A 17,772-nucleotide genomic window follows, 5' to 3' on the forward strand; every position below is an offset into this window, starting at 1 on the left:
GATCTTCAGCAACCGCATGGAGCCGTCATGTGCGCGACACGTTGCAATTCTTCACAGCTTTCCTACCAGTCCGCCGATCTCAGCGAATCCGTCTTGGATATCACGTTTGGTGATGCTCTCCGCAGCGCAGCCGCCACATGGCCAACTCGTTTGGCGCTGGTCGAAGGCACTTCAGACAGGGCGGCGCGGCGCCGGTGGACTTTCGAACAACTTCTTACCCAGTCCGAAGCTGTCGCTCGCGCGCTATCGATGCACTTCAGCCCAGGTGAACATGTCGCAATCTGGTCGTCGAATGTGCCGGAATGGGTCCTGATCGAGTTCGGCGCGGCTCTTGCGGGATTGACGCTTGTAACGGTCAATCCAGCCTATCTCGGTGACGAGCTTGCATTCCTGCTGAAGCAATCACGCGCATGCGCTGTAATTGTACAGGATACTTATAGAGATCGGGACCTCCTCGCCACCGTGAACGACGTCCGCGACTTGCTTCCGGAGCTCCGCGAGGTCATTCCGTTGTCCTCATGGTCGAGCTTCGTCGAGGGCGGCGACGAATCCGTGCCCCTCGCCTCTGTGACACCGGACGATGTTGCCCAGATCCAGTACACGTCGGGTACCACAGGGAGGCCGAAGGGAGCTCGCCTGACTCATCGAAATCTGATCAACAACGCCCGGATGTTCGCGCGGACGATAGGTGCCGGGGACGACGACATATGGATCAACCCGATGCCGATGTTTCACACGGCCGGATGCAGTCTCTGTACGCTCGGCGCGCTGCAAACGGGCGGAACACATGTCTTGCCTCCTGCCTTTGATCCGCAGCATATGCTTCGCTTGGTCGAGGAAGAGCTTGGAACGATATTACTCTGCGTACCGACCATGCTGGTACGCATCTTGGACGTAATCGGGGCCGCCGATCGAGATCTCTCATCGTGGCGGCTCGTCACGCTCGGAGGCGCACCTGTGCCCCCCGAATTGGTCCGGCAGGCACAGCTGTGCGGCTTGAAGGTCGCAATCGGCTTCGGCCAGACGGAAGCTTCTCCCTATCTGACGCATACGCGGCCCGACGATCGTCATCCCGACTGGTTATCGACCGTGGGTCCGCCGTTGCCGCAGACAGAAATCAAGATCGTCAATCCGAATACTGGCGCGACCGTGCCGCGAGGAGAAATCGGCGAGATCTGCGCTCGTGGATACTCGATCATGAAAGATTATTTAGACGATCCGGAGGCGACATCGTCAGTGATCGATTCCGAGGGATGGCTTCATACGGGAGACCTCGGAAGTCTAGACGAATATGGCTACTGCCGTGTACAGGGGCGCCGCAAGGACATGATCATTCGCGGAGGTGAGAACATCTACCCGCGCGAGATCGAGGATGTCCTTCATACACATCCTGCTGTGCTCGATGCGTCGGTCGTTGGCGTGCCTGATCGCGATTGGGGCGAGGTCCCCGTCGGGTTTGTACAGATCAGACCCGGGCATCAGTGCGACGTGAACGAGTTGATTGCGTTCTGTCGAGAGCGACTCGCCTCCTACAAGGTGCCGCGCATCTGGCGTTTTGCAGAGCAATTTCCGCAAACAGCATCCGGCAAGATCCAAAAATTCAAGCTCCGCGAACGATATCTCAACGAGCAGTCGACGTCCGGATGAACGTCCGTGTCCTTCCCCAGGTACCCGAAGACAAGGACATAAGGAGATGACGAGATGGATATCGTTCGGCAGCGAAACCTGATCTCCCGCGTCAATGTTGGCGACCTTCTCGTTCGCAGCGCCGCGCGATCACCAACATCTCTGGCGGTTGTGGATGGCGAGCGTCGATTCTCCTATCGGGACCTGAATGAATGGGTCAATCGAACCGCAAACGGGTTGGCGACGCGCGGATATCAACGCGGTGACGCTCTCGCCTTGATGTCTGGCAATTGTGCCGAATTCCTGATCACCTATTTCGCTTGCGCCAAGCTGGGCCTGATCTGCGTGCCCATTAACCTGTTTTGGCGCCTCGGCGAGTTGGCTTATGTGCTCAATCACGCCAACGTCAAGGGGGTCGTCGTGGAGGGGACGCTCGGAGAGCAGCTGGCAAGCGGGCTCGAACGTGCCCCCAATGTCGGGGATGTCATCGTCATCGGCGACGATCTCGCCGGTCCGCCGACGTTGCGGCGCCAGTGCGGTTTCTCGTCCCTCGGGCAGGGGGCGTCACCGGCCGAGCCGCAGGCAATCGTGGAGGATCGTGATCCGCTCTCATACCTCTACACCAGTGGGACGACGTCTGCGCCGAAGGGGGTCGTCAGCAGTCATCTTTCCGTTTATCTCGAGTCGCTGGGCGTCGCGTTGGATACGCGGATGACGGCGACTGATCGAGCGACGGTCTTGATGCCGCTGTTCCACACAGCCCAGCTGAACGTGATTGCGACCCCGGCGATTGCGGTCGGGGCGTCGCTCTTCCTTCAGCGCGGCTTCAAAGCAGAGGAGTTGCTCGATCTGATTGCGGCGGACCGCCTGACGATGGTCTTTGCCTTGCCGATGATGTATCGCGCGCTACTCGAAAGCATCGAGCGTCGCAGCCGCAATGTCGCCAGCCTGCGTCTGGCGATCTACGCCATGGCGCCGATGCCGACGCACGAGTTGAAGAGGGCAATGGATACACTCGGTTGCGAGTTTGCTCTGATGTTTGGTCAGACTGAGATGAACCCGCTTTCGACTTATCTCCGTCCAGAGCATCAGTTGAGCCATCCTGGAGCCGTCGGAATGCCGTCAGTGAATGTGCAAGTCGCGATCATGGACAAATCCGGTCGGCTCCTGCCTGAAGGGCAGTCGGGTGAGATCGTTTATCGAAGCCCACAAGTGCTATCAGGCTATTTGCGCGACGAGGCTGCAACTGACGTCGCTTTCGCCCATGGTTGGTTTCATTCCGGTGACTGCGGGCACTTCGATGCCGACGGCATTCTCTGGTTCGAAGATCGCTTCAAGGACGTGATCAAGACCGGTGGCGAGAACGTCGCGTCGATCGAGGTCGAAAAGGCCGTCTACGCGGCCGATCCCAGGGTGCAGGAGACCGCGGTTGTCGGCTTGCCTCATGATCGTTGGGGTGAGGCCGTCACGGCGGTGGTGGTGGTCAAGCCCGGCGAAACGCTCGTCGAGGATGAGTTGATGACGAGTATCAAATCGCACCTCAGTTCGTTCAAATGCCCGAAGGCGATCATCTTCACGGAGGCCATGCCCAAAACGGCAACAGGAAAGATACAGAAGGCCAAGCTGCGCTTGCAATTTGCCGACGCGTACCGCAAGTGAAGGAAGCAAGCTCTTGGCGGGAGAAAGCAGAAAACCATCTCAGGACGCTGCCGCGGTCTTTTGCGCTGGCTGCGGCGATGCCGACACTTTGTATGTCGTTGCGCGAAGCGCCCGCACACCGCCGCTTCAGCTTCTACCTGCACTTTCTGAAGTTTTGAAGACGTTGACGAACCGAAATTCGCACACATGAGGACGCGTCACTGCACTTCAAAGTTAAACCGGAGATCGGCCGCCGTCGTTCGTCTCATCACCGCGATCGATTCACGAGGTATTCTGTGACACGCTTGCAACCATCGCGGTTCATCGATCTCTCAAAAGAGATCGTTGAAAATCGTGCTGATCCGTTCTTCATGAAAGTGAAGGTGAAGCACTATTCCCACGGTCGCGCACGTTGGCTGGTACGCATGCTTGGTCTGCCCTTTCGCTTGTTTCCACAAGACTTCGCGGGCTGGGCTGACGATACGATCACCCGACTGGGCGTGCATTCGACAACGCACATCGATGCACCTTGGCACTATGGTCCAACCGATGCTGAAGGACGCAAGTTGCCGACCATCGAGCAAATGCCGTTGGACTTGATGTTCGGTGCAGGTGTGGTGCTCGATATGTCCCACAAGCGGGACGGCGAGGAAATTGAGGTCGCGGATCTGCAAGGTTCGCTTGCCGCAACCGGAGCGACGCTGGCTTGCGGAACGATCGCTTTGATTCGGACGGGACGTGACCGATATCAAGGGCAAGCGGACTATTGGAAACGCGGCACCGGAGTGGGACCCTCCGCGACCGAATGGCTGATTGATCAAGGTGTGAAAGTTATGGGGATCGATCAATGGGGGTGGGATTTGCCATTCCACCATCAGATCCGCCGCAGCCGAGCCGAGAACCGGAATGACCTGTTTTGGTCCGGCCATTTGGTAGGCCGGCGCAAGCCCTATTGGCATATCGAGCAGCTTCGCGGGCTTGAGTTGCTTCCGGCGCACGGATTCGATGTTGGCGTCTTCCCGTTGCGGCTCCACAACGCCTCGGCCGCACCAGCACGGGTGGTCGCGTTCTTCTATGACTAGCCGGTAGCGTCAGCCGAAGGATCACCAACGAGCGAGTTGGTAGAGCCTCAGTCACCGAACGGAAGGAAGAATCCATGCGTGTTTACTACGATCGCGACGCCGACCTGAACCTGATCAAGGGCAAGAAGGTCGCCATCGTCGGCTATGGCAGCCAGGGCCACGCCCATGCGCTCAACCTGAAGGATTCCGGCGTCAAGGAAGTCGCCATCGCGCTGCGCAAGGGCTCAGCTTCGGCCAAGAAGGCGGAGAACGCCGGCTTCAAGGTGATGGAAGTCGCCGAAGCGGCCAAATGGGCCGACCTCGTCATGATGCTGACCCCGGACGAACTCCAGGGCGACATCTACCGCGAGCACCTGCACGACAACATGAAGAAGGGTGCGGCGCTGGTGTTCGCGCACGGCCTCAACGTCCACTTCAACCTGCTCGATCCGCGCGCCGACCTCGACGTCCTGATGATCGCGCCGAAGGGGCCCGGCCACACCGTGCGCTCGGAGTATCAGCGCGGCGGCGGCGTGCCCTGCCTGATCGCGATCGCCAAGGACGTCTCGGGCAATGCCCATGATCTCGGCCTGTCCTACGCCTCCGCCATCGGCGGCGGCCGCGCCGGGATCATCGAGACCACCTTCAAGGAAGAGTGCGAGACCGACCTATTCGGCGAGCAGGTGGTGCTCTGCGGCGGCCTGGTCGAGCTGATCAAGGGCGGCTACGAGACCCTGGTCGAAGCCGGTTACGCGCCGGAGATGGCCTATTTCGAGTGCCTGCACGAAGTGAAGCTGATCGTCGACCTGATCTATGAAGGCGGCATCGCCAACATGAACTACTCGATCTCCAACACCGCCGAATACGGCGAGTACGTCACCGGCCCGCGCATCATCACCGACGAGACCAAGAAGGAGATGCGCAAGGTTCTGGCCGACATCCAGGGCGGCAAGTTCGCGCGCGACTGGATGCTCGAGAACAAGGTCAACCAGACCTCGTTCAAGGCGACCCGCGCCAAGCTTGCCGCGCACCCGATCGAGGAAGTCGGCGCGAAACTCCGCGACATGATGCCCTGGATCAAGAAGGGCGCGCTGGTCGACAAGAGCAAGAACTGAGCCTTCAGACGGATCGACCTACAACCATTCAGCTAAGGAGGGCGCTGAGACGATCGAGCCCATCGCACCAAAACCGTCAACGAGTCAACACGATCCAATACCTCGCGCCAACGAGCGCGATCCAAACCTCTGCGAGAATACAGGAGAAGTCGCAATGAACGGACCGCTGGCTATCGGTTCTCCGGCACCAGATTTCGAGGCAGCTACGACCGAAGGGCAAATTAGTTTTCATGACTGGTTGGGCACCGCTTGGGGAATCTTGTTCTCGCACCCAAAAGACTTCACGCCGGTATGCACGACCGAACTCGGAGCTTTGGCCAGGCTGAAGCCGGAGTTCGATAAGCGAGGCGTAAAGGTGATCGGGCTCAGCGTCGATCCCGTGAGCCGACATGCCGAATGGGCGCATGACATTGAAGAAACTCAGGGCCATGCGCCAAACTTTCCCATGATTGCCGACACTGAACTGGTCGTGTCGAAATTATACGGGATGCTGCCAGCAGATGCCGCGCCCACATCAAGTTCCCGGACCGCAGTCGATAACCAGACCGTTCGGAATGTCTACGTCATCAGTCCCGACAAGAGGATCAAACTACTCATATCGTACCCGATGTCGACGGGCCGCAATTTCGCAGAGATATTGCGGGTCGTCGACGCTCTCCAATTGTCCGCGAAGCACAGTGTTTCGACTCCGGCAGACTGGAACCAGGGAGATGATGTGATCATTGCGACGTCGGTGAGCGATGACGAGGCTCGTGCGAAGTTTCCAGACGGGTTCACCGTGCTAAAGCCTTATCTGCGCGTCGTCCCCCAGCCCAAGGAAGAATGACGCATGCCGCCTTCGTCGACGACAATCCGAAGCGCGTCCCCACCGACGATACCTATCTGAGGTAATTGGATGCGCCATATTTCGGTTTGCAGATCGCAAACGTGTGTTCTGCGGGCATGATTGTCCTGCGTCATGGCGATCCACTCGGCGGGAGGTCGCCATGACGGAGCAGTGCAAGCCGACTATTTTGTCAAGCCGGTCGGACTAACGCGGAGCTCGTTGAGCGCCGCATTGAGAGTGACCGAGGCGAGGTCAATGCTGATGCCTTCGCGAGATGACGGGCATTACGCAGGCTCTCGCATTATGCGTGTTCGCGATGTGCCGCCGTCTCGTCCTTGGTGGCTCCTGCCTGTGCGCGTCCGGCGTCGCAAAAGTGGAGCGGCACCTCGACAGAAAAACGCGAGCCTGAATCTTGCACGGATCGCACAGATATCCGATGACGGAGCAGGCCGGCCGTTTGGTGGGCAATCAACAGGCCGAGTCCGAGACCATCCGAATGGTCCGATTGATCGCCTCGTTCGAATGCATCAAAGATCCTATCGAGGACACCAGGCGCAATGCCGCATCCATCATCCTCAACGTCGACGCGGAGGTTGTCGCCCGCTGCCCGGCATATAACTCTAATGTGTCCACCTGCTTCGCTGTACTTCAGGGCATTGTCGAGAAAATTCCGCAGAATCGTGTAGAGCATCTCCGGATCAGTCCTTACCAGATGATCCGATCGGCACACTGTCAAGTTGATGCGACGAAGGTGTGCATGCATACGCCACTCGCGTCCGATTCGTGACAGGACCTCGGTCATGCGCACGACACGCCGTTTCGGAAACACGGAATGCATCTGCGACAGACGGGCGATGTCGTTAAGTTCGCTGCTGAGCCTTCCCATCGCCTCCACCGCGGTGCGCAGCAGGTGAGCGGCCTTTTTTGTGACGCCCTCTTCGACGGCCTTTTCCATGCAAAGCATAGCGACTTGGATTGGTTGCTTCAGATCGTGCCCGGCAACGGCCATCATTCTTGACATTGCCAAACGAGACGCCTCTACCGCCGTTCCGTCGTTGCAAATCCCTGAGGTCGGCATCTTCGACATCTCCTGCGAGGCTAAGAATGGCACTGACACTTATTGCGAGCTCCACGGTGCTGCAATCATACCTATGATTACCCGGTGGAGGCGAGTACCATTTCGATATTCGAGCGTGAAGCGTTCGCCCGATCGTTTCGTGCAAGCTCGATCACTTCGAAGGCGGTTCGAATCTTACGGGAGCAGACCGCAACTATTTTCAAGAATTAACATGCGACGCCGACTGAAGTTGTTATCGATATGGAGGGCTACAAGTATGTGAATGCAAGCTGGAGTGTCGGAATGAAGCTAAAAGTCGTGATATCGATTGCCGGAATTATCGTCGCAGCCACTGTTCCCGGACTTGCTGCCGATGAAGGGCGTGGCAGAGAAGCAGCCGCAGCAAGCGTGGTCGTGAGGCAAGTGATGTCGAGCTCGACAACGACAGCAGGTGATCCTGTCGTACTTCCACAGAAAGACGCGCAGGTGGTGGTGTCGATGTTCGAGATTCCGGCTGGCGCTAAACTCCCAGTACATAAACATCCGTATCCTCGTTATGGATACGTCCTCAAGGGGGCATTACAGGTGGCGAACACCGAGACCGGAAAAACAGAAGTGTTCAAGGAGGGCGATTTCATCTTGGAGTCAGTTGGGCACTGGCATCAGGGTCGGAACGTTGGACAAGCGCCAACTAAGCTCCTTGTCATTGATCTCGTCGAAAAGGGAGCAAACAACACTGTGCTCAAGGACTGACGAAGTGAATTACCTCGCTATGTGTTTGTACTAGTCAGTTTACGGGCATCCGGAGGTCGCGCTTCGGGATTCCGTAGAAAGCCCGGCACGACGGTCTATCAGGAGCCAAAGCTCATGTCGTCTACTTGGCTATGCTGATCCAACGGACTGGGTCAGGCTGCAGGTCCGCGGCATGTCCTCGTTGGTTGCGCCGAGCGATGTGGTGACGAGCCGCATTGCTCGGCTCAGAATAACGTGTCGTTGCACCCAGATTGTCACCGACATCGAGAATCGCTTGCGTGAGAGCGCGGCCAAAGCCCCACAAGCTGCCGGTGCAAAGCCGCATCTTAGCCACCGAGCTTGCGATGTCCGTGCGTCGAGAACCGTTGCTGATTATGCAATGACGCGAGCACCGGCGCGCGCCGCCCGACCTGCTTCAATCGTTGATCGATCCAACATTCGGCGGCGGAGCCGACGAAGTTCGGAAACGATGTCAATGTCGCTTAAGTGTCGACACGACCTCATGCCAGTTCTCGTCCGATCGCCCATGCCAGAGCATCAGCTGACTGCGCTGAGCGATGGACCTGTTGCGTATCCTTGCCTCGATTTGCAAGATCTTACGTGCCGAGATCTCTTATAATCGTTACCCTTGCACATCGAAGCCGGCGAAATCTTATGGTCTGAGCCGGATCAGCATTCAGTGCGCTCTACCGAGGCTCTACGTTGCTGCTCGTGTATCGCGCGATGGTTGGATCGGACACCAGATGACATGCAAAGCGGCCCCCATCGATGCCCTAATGCGCCAGATCGTCGTTCGGCCAGATAAGACCGCACTCATCTATAAGGGCGTCCCGTGGACATACGGAGGACTCGGTGCCGAAGCAGAAAAGCTCGCCAGGGGCCTAGCCGCGATGGGGGTTGAGCCTGGTGACCGCGTAGCCCTCCATCTTCACAACGGGCCCGAGTTAATAGCAGCCTACTACGCTTGCTTTCGGCTCGGCGCCATCGCGTCTCCATTCCATGCCGCCCTCAAGTTCGAAGAGCTACGGTCGCTCGTGCGCCGGTTGCTGCCGACAGTCTATGTAGGCGACGCTCGTCTCTACGAGAATATTGCCTTCCTCGACGAGGGGACGTTGCCGCACGATAAGCGCTTTCTGGTGAACGGCCTGGATGGAGCAGGAGCCCGATCGTGGCATGAACTCTTCGAGAGCCCAGTGAAACATTTGCCGACACACTGTTCGAGAAAGGATGAGCCTGCCGTCCTGATTTGTACATCTGGAACATCAGCTCAACCAAAACTGGTGACGCACAGCAGGGAGACCTTAGCCAGCTCAACCGCAATGATTATCGATAATTGGGAACTGTCGGTCGATGACGTCATAGTGGTTCATCTGTCGATGGCTCATATTTGTGGATTGATGAGCGTCCTGTCATTTATCCAACTTGGTGTCCCTTTCGTTTTACTTGAAACATTCGACGTCGATGAGTGTCTCGAGAGCATCGAGCGCTATGGCTGTACGTGGTTCATGGCGTTTCCGGCGCAGTATAGCGCGCTGCTGGAACGACAGCGATCTCGCGAGCGAGATCTATCTTCGTTGCGGATCTGTATCACCGCAGCTGATGTGTGTCCGTTGGAGCTGCAGCTTCAAGTCTCAAGCGCCTTTGATGCGCCGCTCTACAATCTGTGGGAGGCGACGGAAGTTGTGGGATCGCTGACATTTGGGACGGTACCGGGTCCGGTCGAGCGGATTTCAAAAGGAGCAAAGATCAGGATTGTGAACGAAGCCGGGGATGATGTCGCTCCGCTGGAGGCAGGTGAGCTTTTGGTCCAGGGATCGAATGTGTTTCTGGGGTACTGGAATGATCCTGAGGCGACCGCAGAAAGCCTCAGAGGAGGTTGGTACCATACCGGCGACATCATGCGTCGCGGCAACGAGGAGGAGTTGTGGTACGTCTCGCGGAAGAAAGACATCATTGTCGTCGGTGGCGCTAACGTCTCGCCGCTCGAGGTTGAAGAATCGCTCGTCGCATCGCACTCGCTTGTCGTCGAGGCGGCGGTTGTTGGAATTTCGGACGAGGTGCTCGGGCAGAGGGTATTCGGCTTCGTCAGGCTCGCTGTCGGGGCGAAGGAGTGGATTTGTGCCGAGATCCTGCGGAACGCTTCAAGCAAGCTTGCGAACTACAAACTACCTGTGCGGCTGAAAGTTCTTCTTGATATGCCACGTAGTGCGTTGAGTAAGTTCGATAGAACCGCATTGAAGGCCGTGGCGGCCAGAGTAACTCGACAGAGCTGTGCGAAGGTGTTCGATGTATCTCCGCGGTGAACACGACGAGAGATCAGAGAGGTCATTTAGGCCCGGACTGCCGTCCAGCCGGCAAGTTGCCCGCCATTCCTCACCGCAATTGGGTGAAGCGAACCTTAAGTCTCGGGTGATGTTGAGGTGCCGAACGAGTTATCATCTATGCGCGCAATCCGATCTCGTGCGTTCGCTATTGGGGATCATGTCCTTGGGCCTTGCAGCCGTACTGGCTGGTGGTCTGGCGTACGTAAAGGCGTTTTATCCTGAGTTGTCCGCCATCGCAGACATGCTCGATCGTTCAGAAGCTATTGCTGACTCGAAAGCAGACTCCGGTGTCAGGAGTAGCGATGAAGGGTGTCGGTTTGGCCAATGAGACCAGACGCAGAGTTGGGCGACAGACAAGTAAGAGAACGCTACGGATGAGGATGTGCCCAGTGGACTGCGGCGTACAGTGCCGCCTTTGCACGGCAGCCTCAGTCTTCGCTGCACATGATTGTGATGATCTCAGATTGAACAACCATGCTTCTCGCATGCGCCTGTTGTAGCGGGACGAATGTGCCAATATCTCGCGCGGTGTCTACACGATGACCTGAACATGCTTGGTTCTCGGGGGCAGGCTGCGTTGCGGAGGGGTGATCTCTGCGTTGATGATGGGGCGAAGACCATCCAGGCGCTGCCGCTTTGGAGCCAATCAACAAGAGAGTCGAGCACACGTGTGCTCGGAGATCGATGACGGCTTTGCCGGAAGCAGGCAAATGTGCATCTGGGGCTGCACCGAATGCAGCGGGCCAGTGCAGCGTGCATTGGACGCTTGCGGGCGTGGTCGTCAGGACGTCGTCGATCCGTCCGCACGACAGGTCTCGATACGGTGAGTCGAGCGATTTGTCGCGCACCCATTAGAAAGGCGTAGAAAAAATGATCAGATCCCATGCCACGGACAAGGTGAGATCGTACATCAAGGCGCGAACTCGGGCGGACACGGAATCACCGGGGAGAGCGAGCTGCGGATCGCACAAGCGGTGGACCGGCGGCAGCGGTTGCGGCATTTTACGCATCTACCGAGTATTGACCGCTCTCCTCGTCATGGCGTTCGCGCCCGGGGTCTCCGCCGAGGAGCTATGGAGAACATTACCGCCTACTCCGGCGCCTATTGGTTCTCATGGCGGCAGCATCGAAATCAACGGCATCCATCTGTTTTATACGGAGATCGGGGTCGGCCCGCCCGTGGTTTTGCTGCACGGCGGGCTCGCAAACTCCGACTATCTTGCCGACCAGGCCCGTGCCCTCGAGAGTTCTTACCGGGTCATTCTAGTCGACAGCCGCGGCCACGGGCGCAGCACACGAGACCAACGGCCCTTCAGCTATGATCTCATGGCGGATGATGTTGTTGCACTGCTGGACCATTTGCGAATCGACAGAGCGGCAATTGTCGGTTGGAGCGATGGTGGGATCGTCGGGCTTGATCTGGCAATGCGCTATCCCGATCGGGTGACGCGCGTCTTTGCGTTCGGTGCTAATACCAAGACGTCTGGCCTTCAGGACGACTTTGCCAATAACCCGGTATTTGCGGCCTACATGGCGCGTGCGGGGAGGGACTATGCGCGACTTTCTCCTACTCCGAACGAATATGCCGCGTTTCAGGAGCAGATCGACAAGATGTGGCAAAGCCAGCCGAACTGGGACGATGCGCAGCTCCGCACCATCCACGCCCCGGTCTGGGTGGTTGACGGAGAGCACGATGAAGGAATCAAGCGGGAGCATACGGAATACATGGCAGCGACCATTCCGCGTGCAGGGCTGTTGATCCTCCCAAACGTCAGTCATTTTGCCTTCTTGCAAGATCCGTTATTCTTCAACGATGCGATCAAGCGCTTCCTCGCAGGCGACCTGGAGCGCCAACGATAGAAGACGTACTGACCACATTGCTCACCGGTTGTGGAGAGGTCATGGCGCGGCTGGGAGCGTCAGCGAGTTCGTTCAGTTCAAAGCACCTATCGGCGCCGCACGCTTCAATGATCCCGCGGCTGTAGATTGGCGGTCGGAAGGAAGCGATTGAAGGCATCGACATAACTGATCCTCTGGGTTGCGGAGACTTCTCGCGCTGGGGAAGTAGTTACCGACTGAGGAGGCAGCAAACGATCGTCCGCGAGCGAATGCCCTGGACGCCAACACTTCTACTCCTATTTCAGGGCACTGATATTACCTTTCCCAAGAGCAAGCGCGTTGTCCGTGACTGCTGCTGTATGCTTGGCCAGCTGTGTCGCTCGCGGCGAGCGATATGCGAGGCGGTCAGTTGGCAAAATTGACTTGGACAAGAGGGACTCAAGCACAGGGGCCCTGATTGCCTCGTCATCGAGTCGTGAATGAGTGAGATGTCTCCTGACCCTCGGGAAGTACTGAAGTTCGGACCTTACCAACTCTGGCCGCTGGAACGGCGTCTTTGTCGTGATGGTGAAGAGGTGAAGCTGGTCGGGCGTGGGTTCGACATCTTGCTGGTGCTCGTCCAAAATTCCGGAAACGTCGTGACCCGTCTGCAATTGATGGAGTCTGCCTGGTCCGGCCTTGTTGTCGACGACAGCAACCTACGCGTTCAGATCGCGGCCCTCCGGAGCACGCTAGGAGACGCGAAAGATGGTATCGAATATATCAAGACCGTGCCGCGACGGGGGTATTCCTTCGTCGCGCGGGTCGAGCGTGAGGAGACGCTGAGTCGAGCGTCGTTCGGCCTTCCGACCGATTCCATCCAGAACTGCTTCCGAACCTTCCCGTCGGCGTTTCGTAGGATTATCGGCCGTGCGGACGACATCGCAGAAATTTCTGCGTCGCTGCATACCTCACGATTTGTCAGCGTCGTTGGGGCAGGGGGGATGGGCAAGACGGTCGTTGCGATCGCGGTTGCTCACGCGCTGATGGGGGACTTCGACAACCAAGCAATCTTCGTTGATTTGAGCATCGTCACTAGCGAGGAATGTGTCGACGTCGCGATTGCCGCCGCATTTTGCCTGACCACCCAGTCGGGCGATGCACTGGGCGAAGTGATCGCCCATATAGGAAACCGTCGGTTGCTGATGGTGCTCGACAATTGTGAACATGTCATCGGGGCGGCATCGGCGGCGGCCGAGCGCCTCTTCGCCGGAGCACCAAATCTATCCATTTTGACGACAAGTCGCGAAGGTTTGCGCGCTGAGGGTGAGAATGTTTATCGCCTGGAGGGCCTTGCCTGCCCGCCCGATGGTGCAGATCTCGGCGCTGATCAGGCGATCGAGTGGCCTGCGATTCAGCTTTTTATGGAGCGCGCGGCGGCTAACGGTCATCGGCGTGCCCTTGCTGACGAGGAGGTTCCATCGGTAGTTTCGATCTGCCGTCGTCTTGAGGGGATGGCGCTGGCGATCGAGCTTGCGGCAAGTCGCGCCGCCAGTCACGGCATCATCGGCACCAGCGAATTGATGAATCACCGGTTCAAGCTGATGTGGCAGGGGCGTCGCGGTGCCGTCTGCCGTCACCAGACAATGAACGCGGTGTTGGACTGGAGTTACAATTGTCTTGGCAGGGCGGATCAGTTGGTGCTTGCCCGCCTATCGATCTTTGTCGGTTCAATCACTGTGCGCGTTGCAGAGGAAGTCGTTGCCGACGACCGCATTGATCCGCTCGAGGTCGTCAATTCATTGGTCGGGCTCGCGGAAAAATCATTGATTAGCGTCGATGGAACGAACGGCGAGGTTCGATATCGTCTTCTGGACATGACTAGGACATATGCTGCGGCGAAGCTCGCGGAAAGCGGAGAACACGCGTCTGTCGCTCGCCGTCACGCCAGTTATGTCGTCAGCCGTCTCATAGCAGTTCAACGATCGTGTCAAACAGGGGAAAGTCTCGTTCAGGAGGATATTGTCAGTCTCATGGGCAATTTGCGAATTGCCTTGGATTGGTGCTTTTCAAATCGGTCGGAACGCAGAACGGCCGTCCAACTGGTTGTTCGAGCCGTCCCCCTTCTACTTCGGCGCTCTCTTCTCGAGGAATGTAGAAAATGGTGCGAGTGGGCGCTCCACCTCCTTTGCGACTCTGAACGCGGTTCCGAGATCGAGCTTACTCTATGGGAAGGGCTCGCCGTTTCCGAGATGTTTACGCGGGGTAATCGAGAGGAAACGCGACATTCGATCGAGCGGGGCCTGTCGCTCGCCAAAGCGCTGGAGAGCGATGAACAGGAACTCCGCCTCTTGTCGGCAATGCATATCTTCCGGGCGCGCATCGCAGACATTCATGGAATGAAAGAGGTATCGCGCCGAGCGATGGAGCTTGCTGCGCGAACCTCTCGCGATGATCTGTTGGCGATGACTGAATGGATGCAGGGGACCACCTGTCACTTGGGCGGCGATCAGGTGAATGCCCAGATCTATTGTGAGGCGGCACTACGGCGTTCAGTTCACATTGACGCCTCTCAGTTCAATTCGATTGGATACGACCACCGAATTCGTGGGTTGATCGTGCTGGTGCGTACGCTGTGGGTGCGCGGCTTTCTCGATCGAGCCGTGGCTCTTGCTCATGAGGTCATTATCGAAGCGAACGAGAGACAGCAGCCAGTTGCGCTGTGCATCGCGTTGATCTACACAACCACGATTGCCATCTGGTCCGAGGATCTCGATAAGGCAGGAGCGCAGATCGAACGCATTATGGCTTGCGCCGCGGACAACGCGCTTGAACCATACCATGCGGTCGCTATCGCGATGCGCGGTGAAGTCGCGGTGCTGCGCGGCAACATTGACATGGGGATAGCCGACCTGAGAGCAGCCATCTCCGTTCTTCATGCCCATCGTCACAGGGTGCTCTCGACGGAGTTCTTGCGTTCGCTCTCTGAAGCTCTCGCTGCGGACGGACTGATCGCGGAGGCGATGGAGACCCTCGATGAAGCCATTTGCCGGGCGGAATCCAGCGGAGAGTTGTATCTGCTACCCGACATGCTTCGCGCACGTGGCGAGATTATTGCAAAGGGCCCCGTACCCGATCTGGATCAGGCCGAACATCATCTGCGTCAGGCTGTGGCGGATGCGCGTTATCAGTCGGCAAAGGGATTCGAACTGCGGGCGGCGATATCCTTGGCGCGACTCGTGCTTGCGAGTGGGCGCGCCGACGACGCAGCTACGATAATTGGGAGCACAATCAGCGGCTTTGAAGAAGGGCTTGATCAACCCATTATGCGATCCGCTTACAGGCTTCTCGCAGAGGCAAACAGTTTTATCGCGAAAGGTTGAATGGTCGCGAAGGACGCCGGAACTGCTCGCTGAGCGATCCTCTTGCGATCGATCAAGCTGCCGTTCTGTCGAATGCCAAACGGGCCTGAAGACGGGGGCAGCGGTCGTGAGCGGAAGAAGTTGAGAACGCAAGGACGCAGGAATGCGCCGTGTCGTGCGTTAGGGCTGGAATGCGTCAGGATCCTGCCTCAGGAGATCTCTTAATCTGGGGACCCCGAAGTCGAGGAACGCGCGTACCTTTTTGGGCAGGAGTTGCTGACCCGCATGTACGATGCTGACCGGCCAAATCGGCAGTTCGTAGTCTTCGAGAACGACCGCGAGTCGACCCGCATGGATCTCGTGTGCAATTTGATAAGAGAGCAAGCGTGTAAGCCCCAATCCTGCGACGGCTGCATCCACTGCGGCCTCTGCGGTTGAAACCGTCAGCCGGGAGTGTACGGGAACAACCACTTGACCTTTCGGCCCCGCAAATCGCCAAGCCGCCGACGACGCGAGGTTGTCGAAGGTGATGCAAGTATGCCGCAATAGGTCCTGCGGGTCTTTCGGCCAACCGTGAGTGGCCAGATATGTCGGGCTGGCACAAGTCACACGACGAACCGAGCCGACCCTCAAGGCGATCAAGCTGCTGTCATCGAGGTCTCCGATCCGGATGGCGACATCGATCTCAGCCTCGAGGAGGTCAAGCAGCCGATCGGCGAGCACAAGCCTGATGTCGATGTCAGCGTACTTGCGCAGGAAATCCGAAACGATCGGAATGATGTGCGTGCGACCGAAGACCACCGGGGCCGCGATGCTCAATTGCCCTTTTAGATCGTGATAGACCCCCGTTGCGGTGCGTTCGGCTTCCTCGACCTGCTCGAGAATGCGCCTGCTTGCTTCGACATACAGCTGTCCCGCTTCCGTCAAGCTCAATCGGCGGCTCGTTCTGTTCAAAAGGCGTGTGTCGAGGTGAGACTCCAACTCCGCAATTCGCCGGCTGACACTGGCAAGCGGCACATCGAGCTCCTTGGCGGCGGCGGAAAGACTGCCTGCGTCCACGGTCTTCAGAAGGATCGCCATCGCACCCAGTCTATCCACGATATGGTCCTCTCCAGTTCGGCGACCTGGCGTCTCCCAGGTCGTGTTCTCCTCGGATGCAATCGCGTCGTGAACCGACAGGGGTAACCAAAGTCGCTGGAGCTCGACGAGCGGGTAATTTCTCACATGTCGACTTGGGCGCAGGCGTTGAACTTTGCAAGTCGCTGCAGCCTCGTGGAGCGGCTACTGCGCTCGGCGCAGTTGATGCCAACAGATCAAACTGGAACATCTACGGCGTGTAAGGGTCGCTGGGATTCGTTGGCTATGAGAAATCTTCGTTTCATTTAGGATCACGGAGCGAGCAACGTCTACTTGGTCGCTTACTTCTGGCCCACCCCGAAAGGATCATGCCCAACTGTATCGGCAGCAGGACAATGTTGTTTGAGGTCTGGGCTTGTGGAGGCTGTTTCTGGATGAAGGGCATTTTCTGATTGCGGCGTCCGTGTACCATCGTTTCAGGCGCGAGCGATCACTGTTCATCGCGACAACCAAATTGGACATCATACTCAAGTTTAAGTGGAGGTCACTGACCGCAACCTGAAAGGAGCTGATCGGGCGAGCGACAAGATCGGAGTCGGGAAGGTTATCCCACCCTGATTCTACAATCGAAGCCTTCGCCGATCAGGTCGACGTAGCCGTCACTATAACGGACGTGGATGTTGAGTAGTGGGGGACGTCGCGCCATCTCGGCGAGCGACGGTGCGAAGTGCTGGTTGAAGGAGGATTGGACCCGCCACCCTGAGCAGGCCGCGCAGATAGCCCTCCGGCAATAGTTCCTCCCGTGCGATCTCGATTCAGCGCAGACTCGTGCCGCATGCTCGCGAAAGATTACGCCCGCTTCTGTTAAAGCCGCGCCGCGCGTGTTGCGTGCCAAAAGTTCAACGCCAAGCTCGTCCTCTAGGCGGAACAGCCGCCGGCTTATAGCGGACTCGCTAGACCCAGCCTGCGGGCCGCAGCAGAAACTCCGCCCGATTTCGCCACCTCGAGGAAGGTCTGTAAGTCTTCCAATTCCATGGTCGCATTCCACCTTTTGCGACACGGCTTACCATGACGCATGGCTACCGCGCCGACAATCGCAAGACTAGCTTGGCTTA

Annotated in this window: 11 protein-coding genes and 1 pseudogene; 9 read left to right on the forward strand and 3 right to left on the reverse strand. The window is 57.8% G+C overall.

All coding sequences use genetic code 11. The features are described 5' to 3' along the window. Positions 1-27 precede the first annotated feature (27 nt). From I6F21_RS29840 to I6F21_RS29860, 5 genes are all read left to right on the forward strand, one after another. On the forward strand, positions 28-1,647 hold the full coding sequence (locus I6F21_RS29840) for an AMP-binding protein (RefSeq protein ID WP_225183908.1): 1,620 nt from the start codon (positions 28-30) through the stop codon (positions 1,645-1,647). Between the two features lie 54 nt (positions 1,648-1,701). Next, a complete protein-coding gene (locus I6F21_RS29845) occupies positions 1,702-3,285 on the forward strand; it encodes an AMP-binding protein (RefSeq protein ID WP_225183909.1) in 1,584 nt (527 codons plus the stop codon). Positions 3,286-3,560: 275 nt separating this feature from the next. Continuing rightward, positions 3,561-4,346, forward strand: coding sequence for a cyclase family protein (locus I6F21_RS29850; RefSeq protein ID WP_225183910.1), 786 nt, complete (start codon positions 3,561-3,563; stop codon positions 4,344-4,346). A gap of 74 nt (positions 4,347-4,420) precedes the next feature. Next, positions 4,421-5,440 carry a ketol-acid reductoisomerase gene (gene ilvC, locus I6F21_RS29855; RefSeq protein ID WP_035700280.1) on the forward strand — a complete coding sequence of 340 codons (1,020 nt, stop codon included), beginning with the start codon at positions 4,421-4,423 and terminating at the stop codon, positions 5,438-5,440. A 154-nt stretch (positions 5,441-5,594) separates the two neighbouring features. Next, complete coding sequence (locus I6F21_RS29860; protein WP_225141765.1) at positions 5,595-6,266, forward strand: peroxiredoxin; 672 nt, start codon at positions 5,595-5,597, stop codon at positions 6,264-6,266. Positions 6,267-6,567: 301 nt separating this feature from the next. On the opposite strand, the gene I6F21_RS29865 is transcribed toward I6F21_RS29860, so the two are convergent. Continuing rightward, positions 6,568-7,278: a HAMP domain-containing sensor histidine kinase gene (locus I6F21_RS29865; RefSeq protein ID WP_225183911.1), complete on the reverse strand. Its 711-nt coding sequence runs from the start codon at positions 7,276-7,278 to the stop codon at positions 6,568-6,570. A 348-nt stretch (positions 7,279-7,626) separates the two neighbouring features. Between I6F21_RS29865 and I6F21_RS29870 the strand changes: the two genes are divergently transcribed. From I6F21_RS29870 to I6F21_RS29885, 4 genes are all read left to right on the forward strand, one after another. Beyond that, the gene (locus I6F21_RS29870; RefSeq protein WP_225183912.1) at positions 7,627-8,076 is read left to right on the forward strand and encodes a cupin domain-containing protein; all 450 of its coding nucleotides are present in this window, start codon (positions 7,627-7,629) and stop codon (positions 8,074-8,076) included. 776 nt (positions 8,077-8,852) lie between these two features. Continuing rightward, entirely contained in the window at positions 8,853-10,379 is a 1,527-nt protein-coding gene (locus I6F21_RS29875) for a class I adenylate-forming enzyme family protein (RefSeq protein ID WP_225183913.1), read from the forward strand. Between the two features lie 1,059 nt (positions 10,380-11,438). Then, a complete protein-coding gene (locus I6F21_RS29880; protein ID WP_225183945.1) occupies positions 11,439-12,260 on the forward strand; it encodes an alpha/beta hydrolase in 822 nt (273 codons plus the stop codon). A gap of 458 nt (positions 12,261-12,718) precedes the next feature. Next, positions 12,719-15,601, forward strand: coding sequence for a winged helix-turn-helix domain-containing protein (locus tag I6F21_RS29885; RefSeq protein WP_225183914.1), 2,883 nt, complete (start codon positions 12,719-12,721; stop codon positions 15,599-15,601). Positions 15,602-15,760: 159 nt separating this feature from the next. Here the strand turns inward: I6F21_RS29885 and I6F21_RS29890 are convergent, their stop codons facing one another. Together I6F21_RS29890 and I6F21_RS29895 are read right to left on the reverse strand one after the other, a co-directional pair. Continuing rightward, positions 15,761-16,678 carry a LysR family transcriptional regulator gene (locus tag I6F21_RS29890; protein WP_225183915.1) on the reverse strand — a complete coding sequence of 306 codons (918 nt, stop codon included), beginning with the start codon at positions 16,676-16,678 and terminating at the stop codon, positions 15,761-15,763. A gap of 549 nt (positions 16,679-17,227) precedes the next feature. After that, positions 17,228-17,692: pseudogene (locus tag I6F21_RS29895) on the reverse strand (LysR family transcriptional regulator); the annotation flags it as partial. Positions 17,693-17,772: the final 80 nt, after the last annotated feature.

Origin of the sequence: Bradyrhizobium sp. NBAIM03 (genome assembly GCF_020194055.1) — a bacterium.
GTDB lineage: Bacteria > Pseudomonadota > Alphaproteobacteria > Rhizobiales > Xanthobacteraceae > Bradyrhizobium > Bradyrhizobium yuanmingense.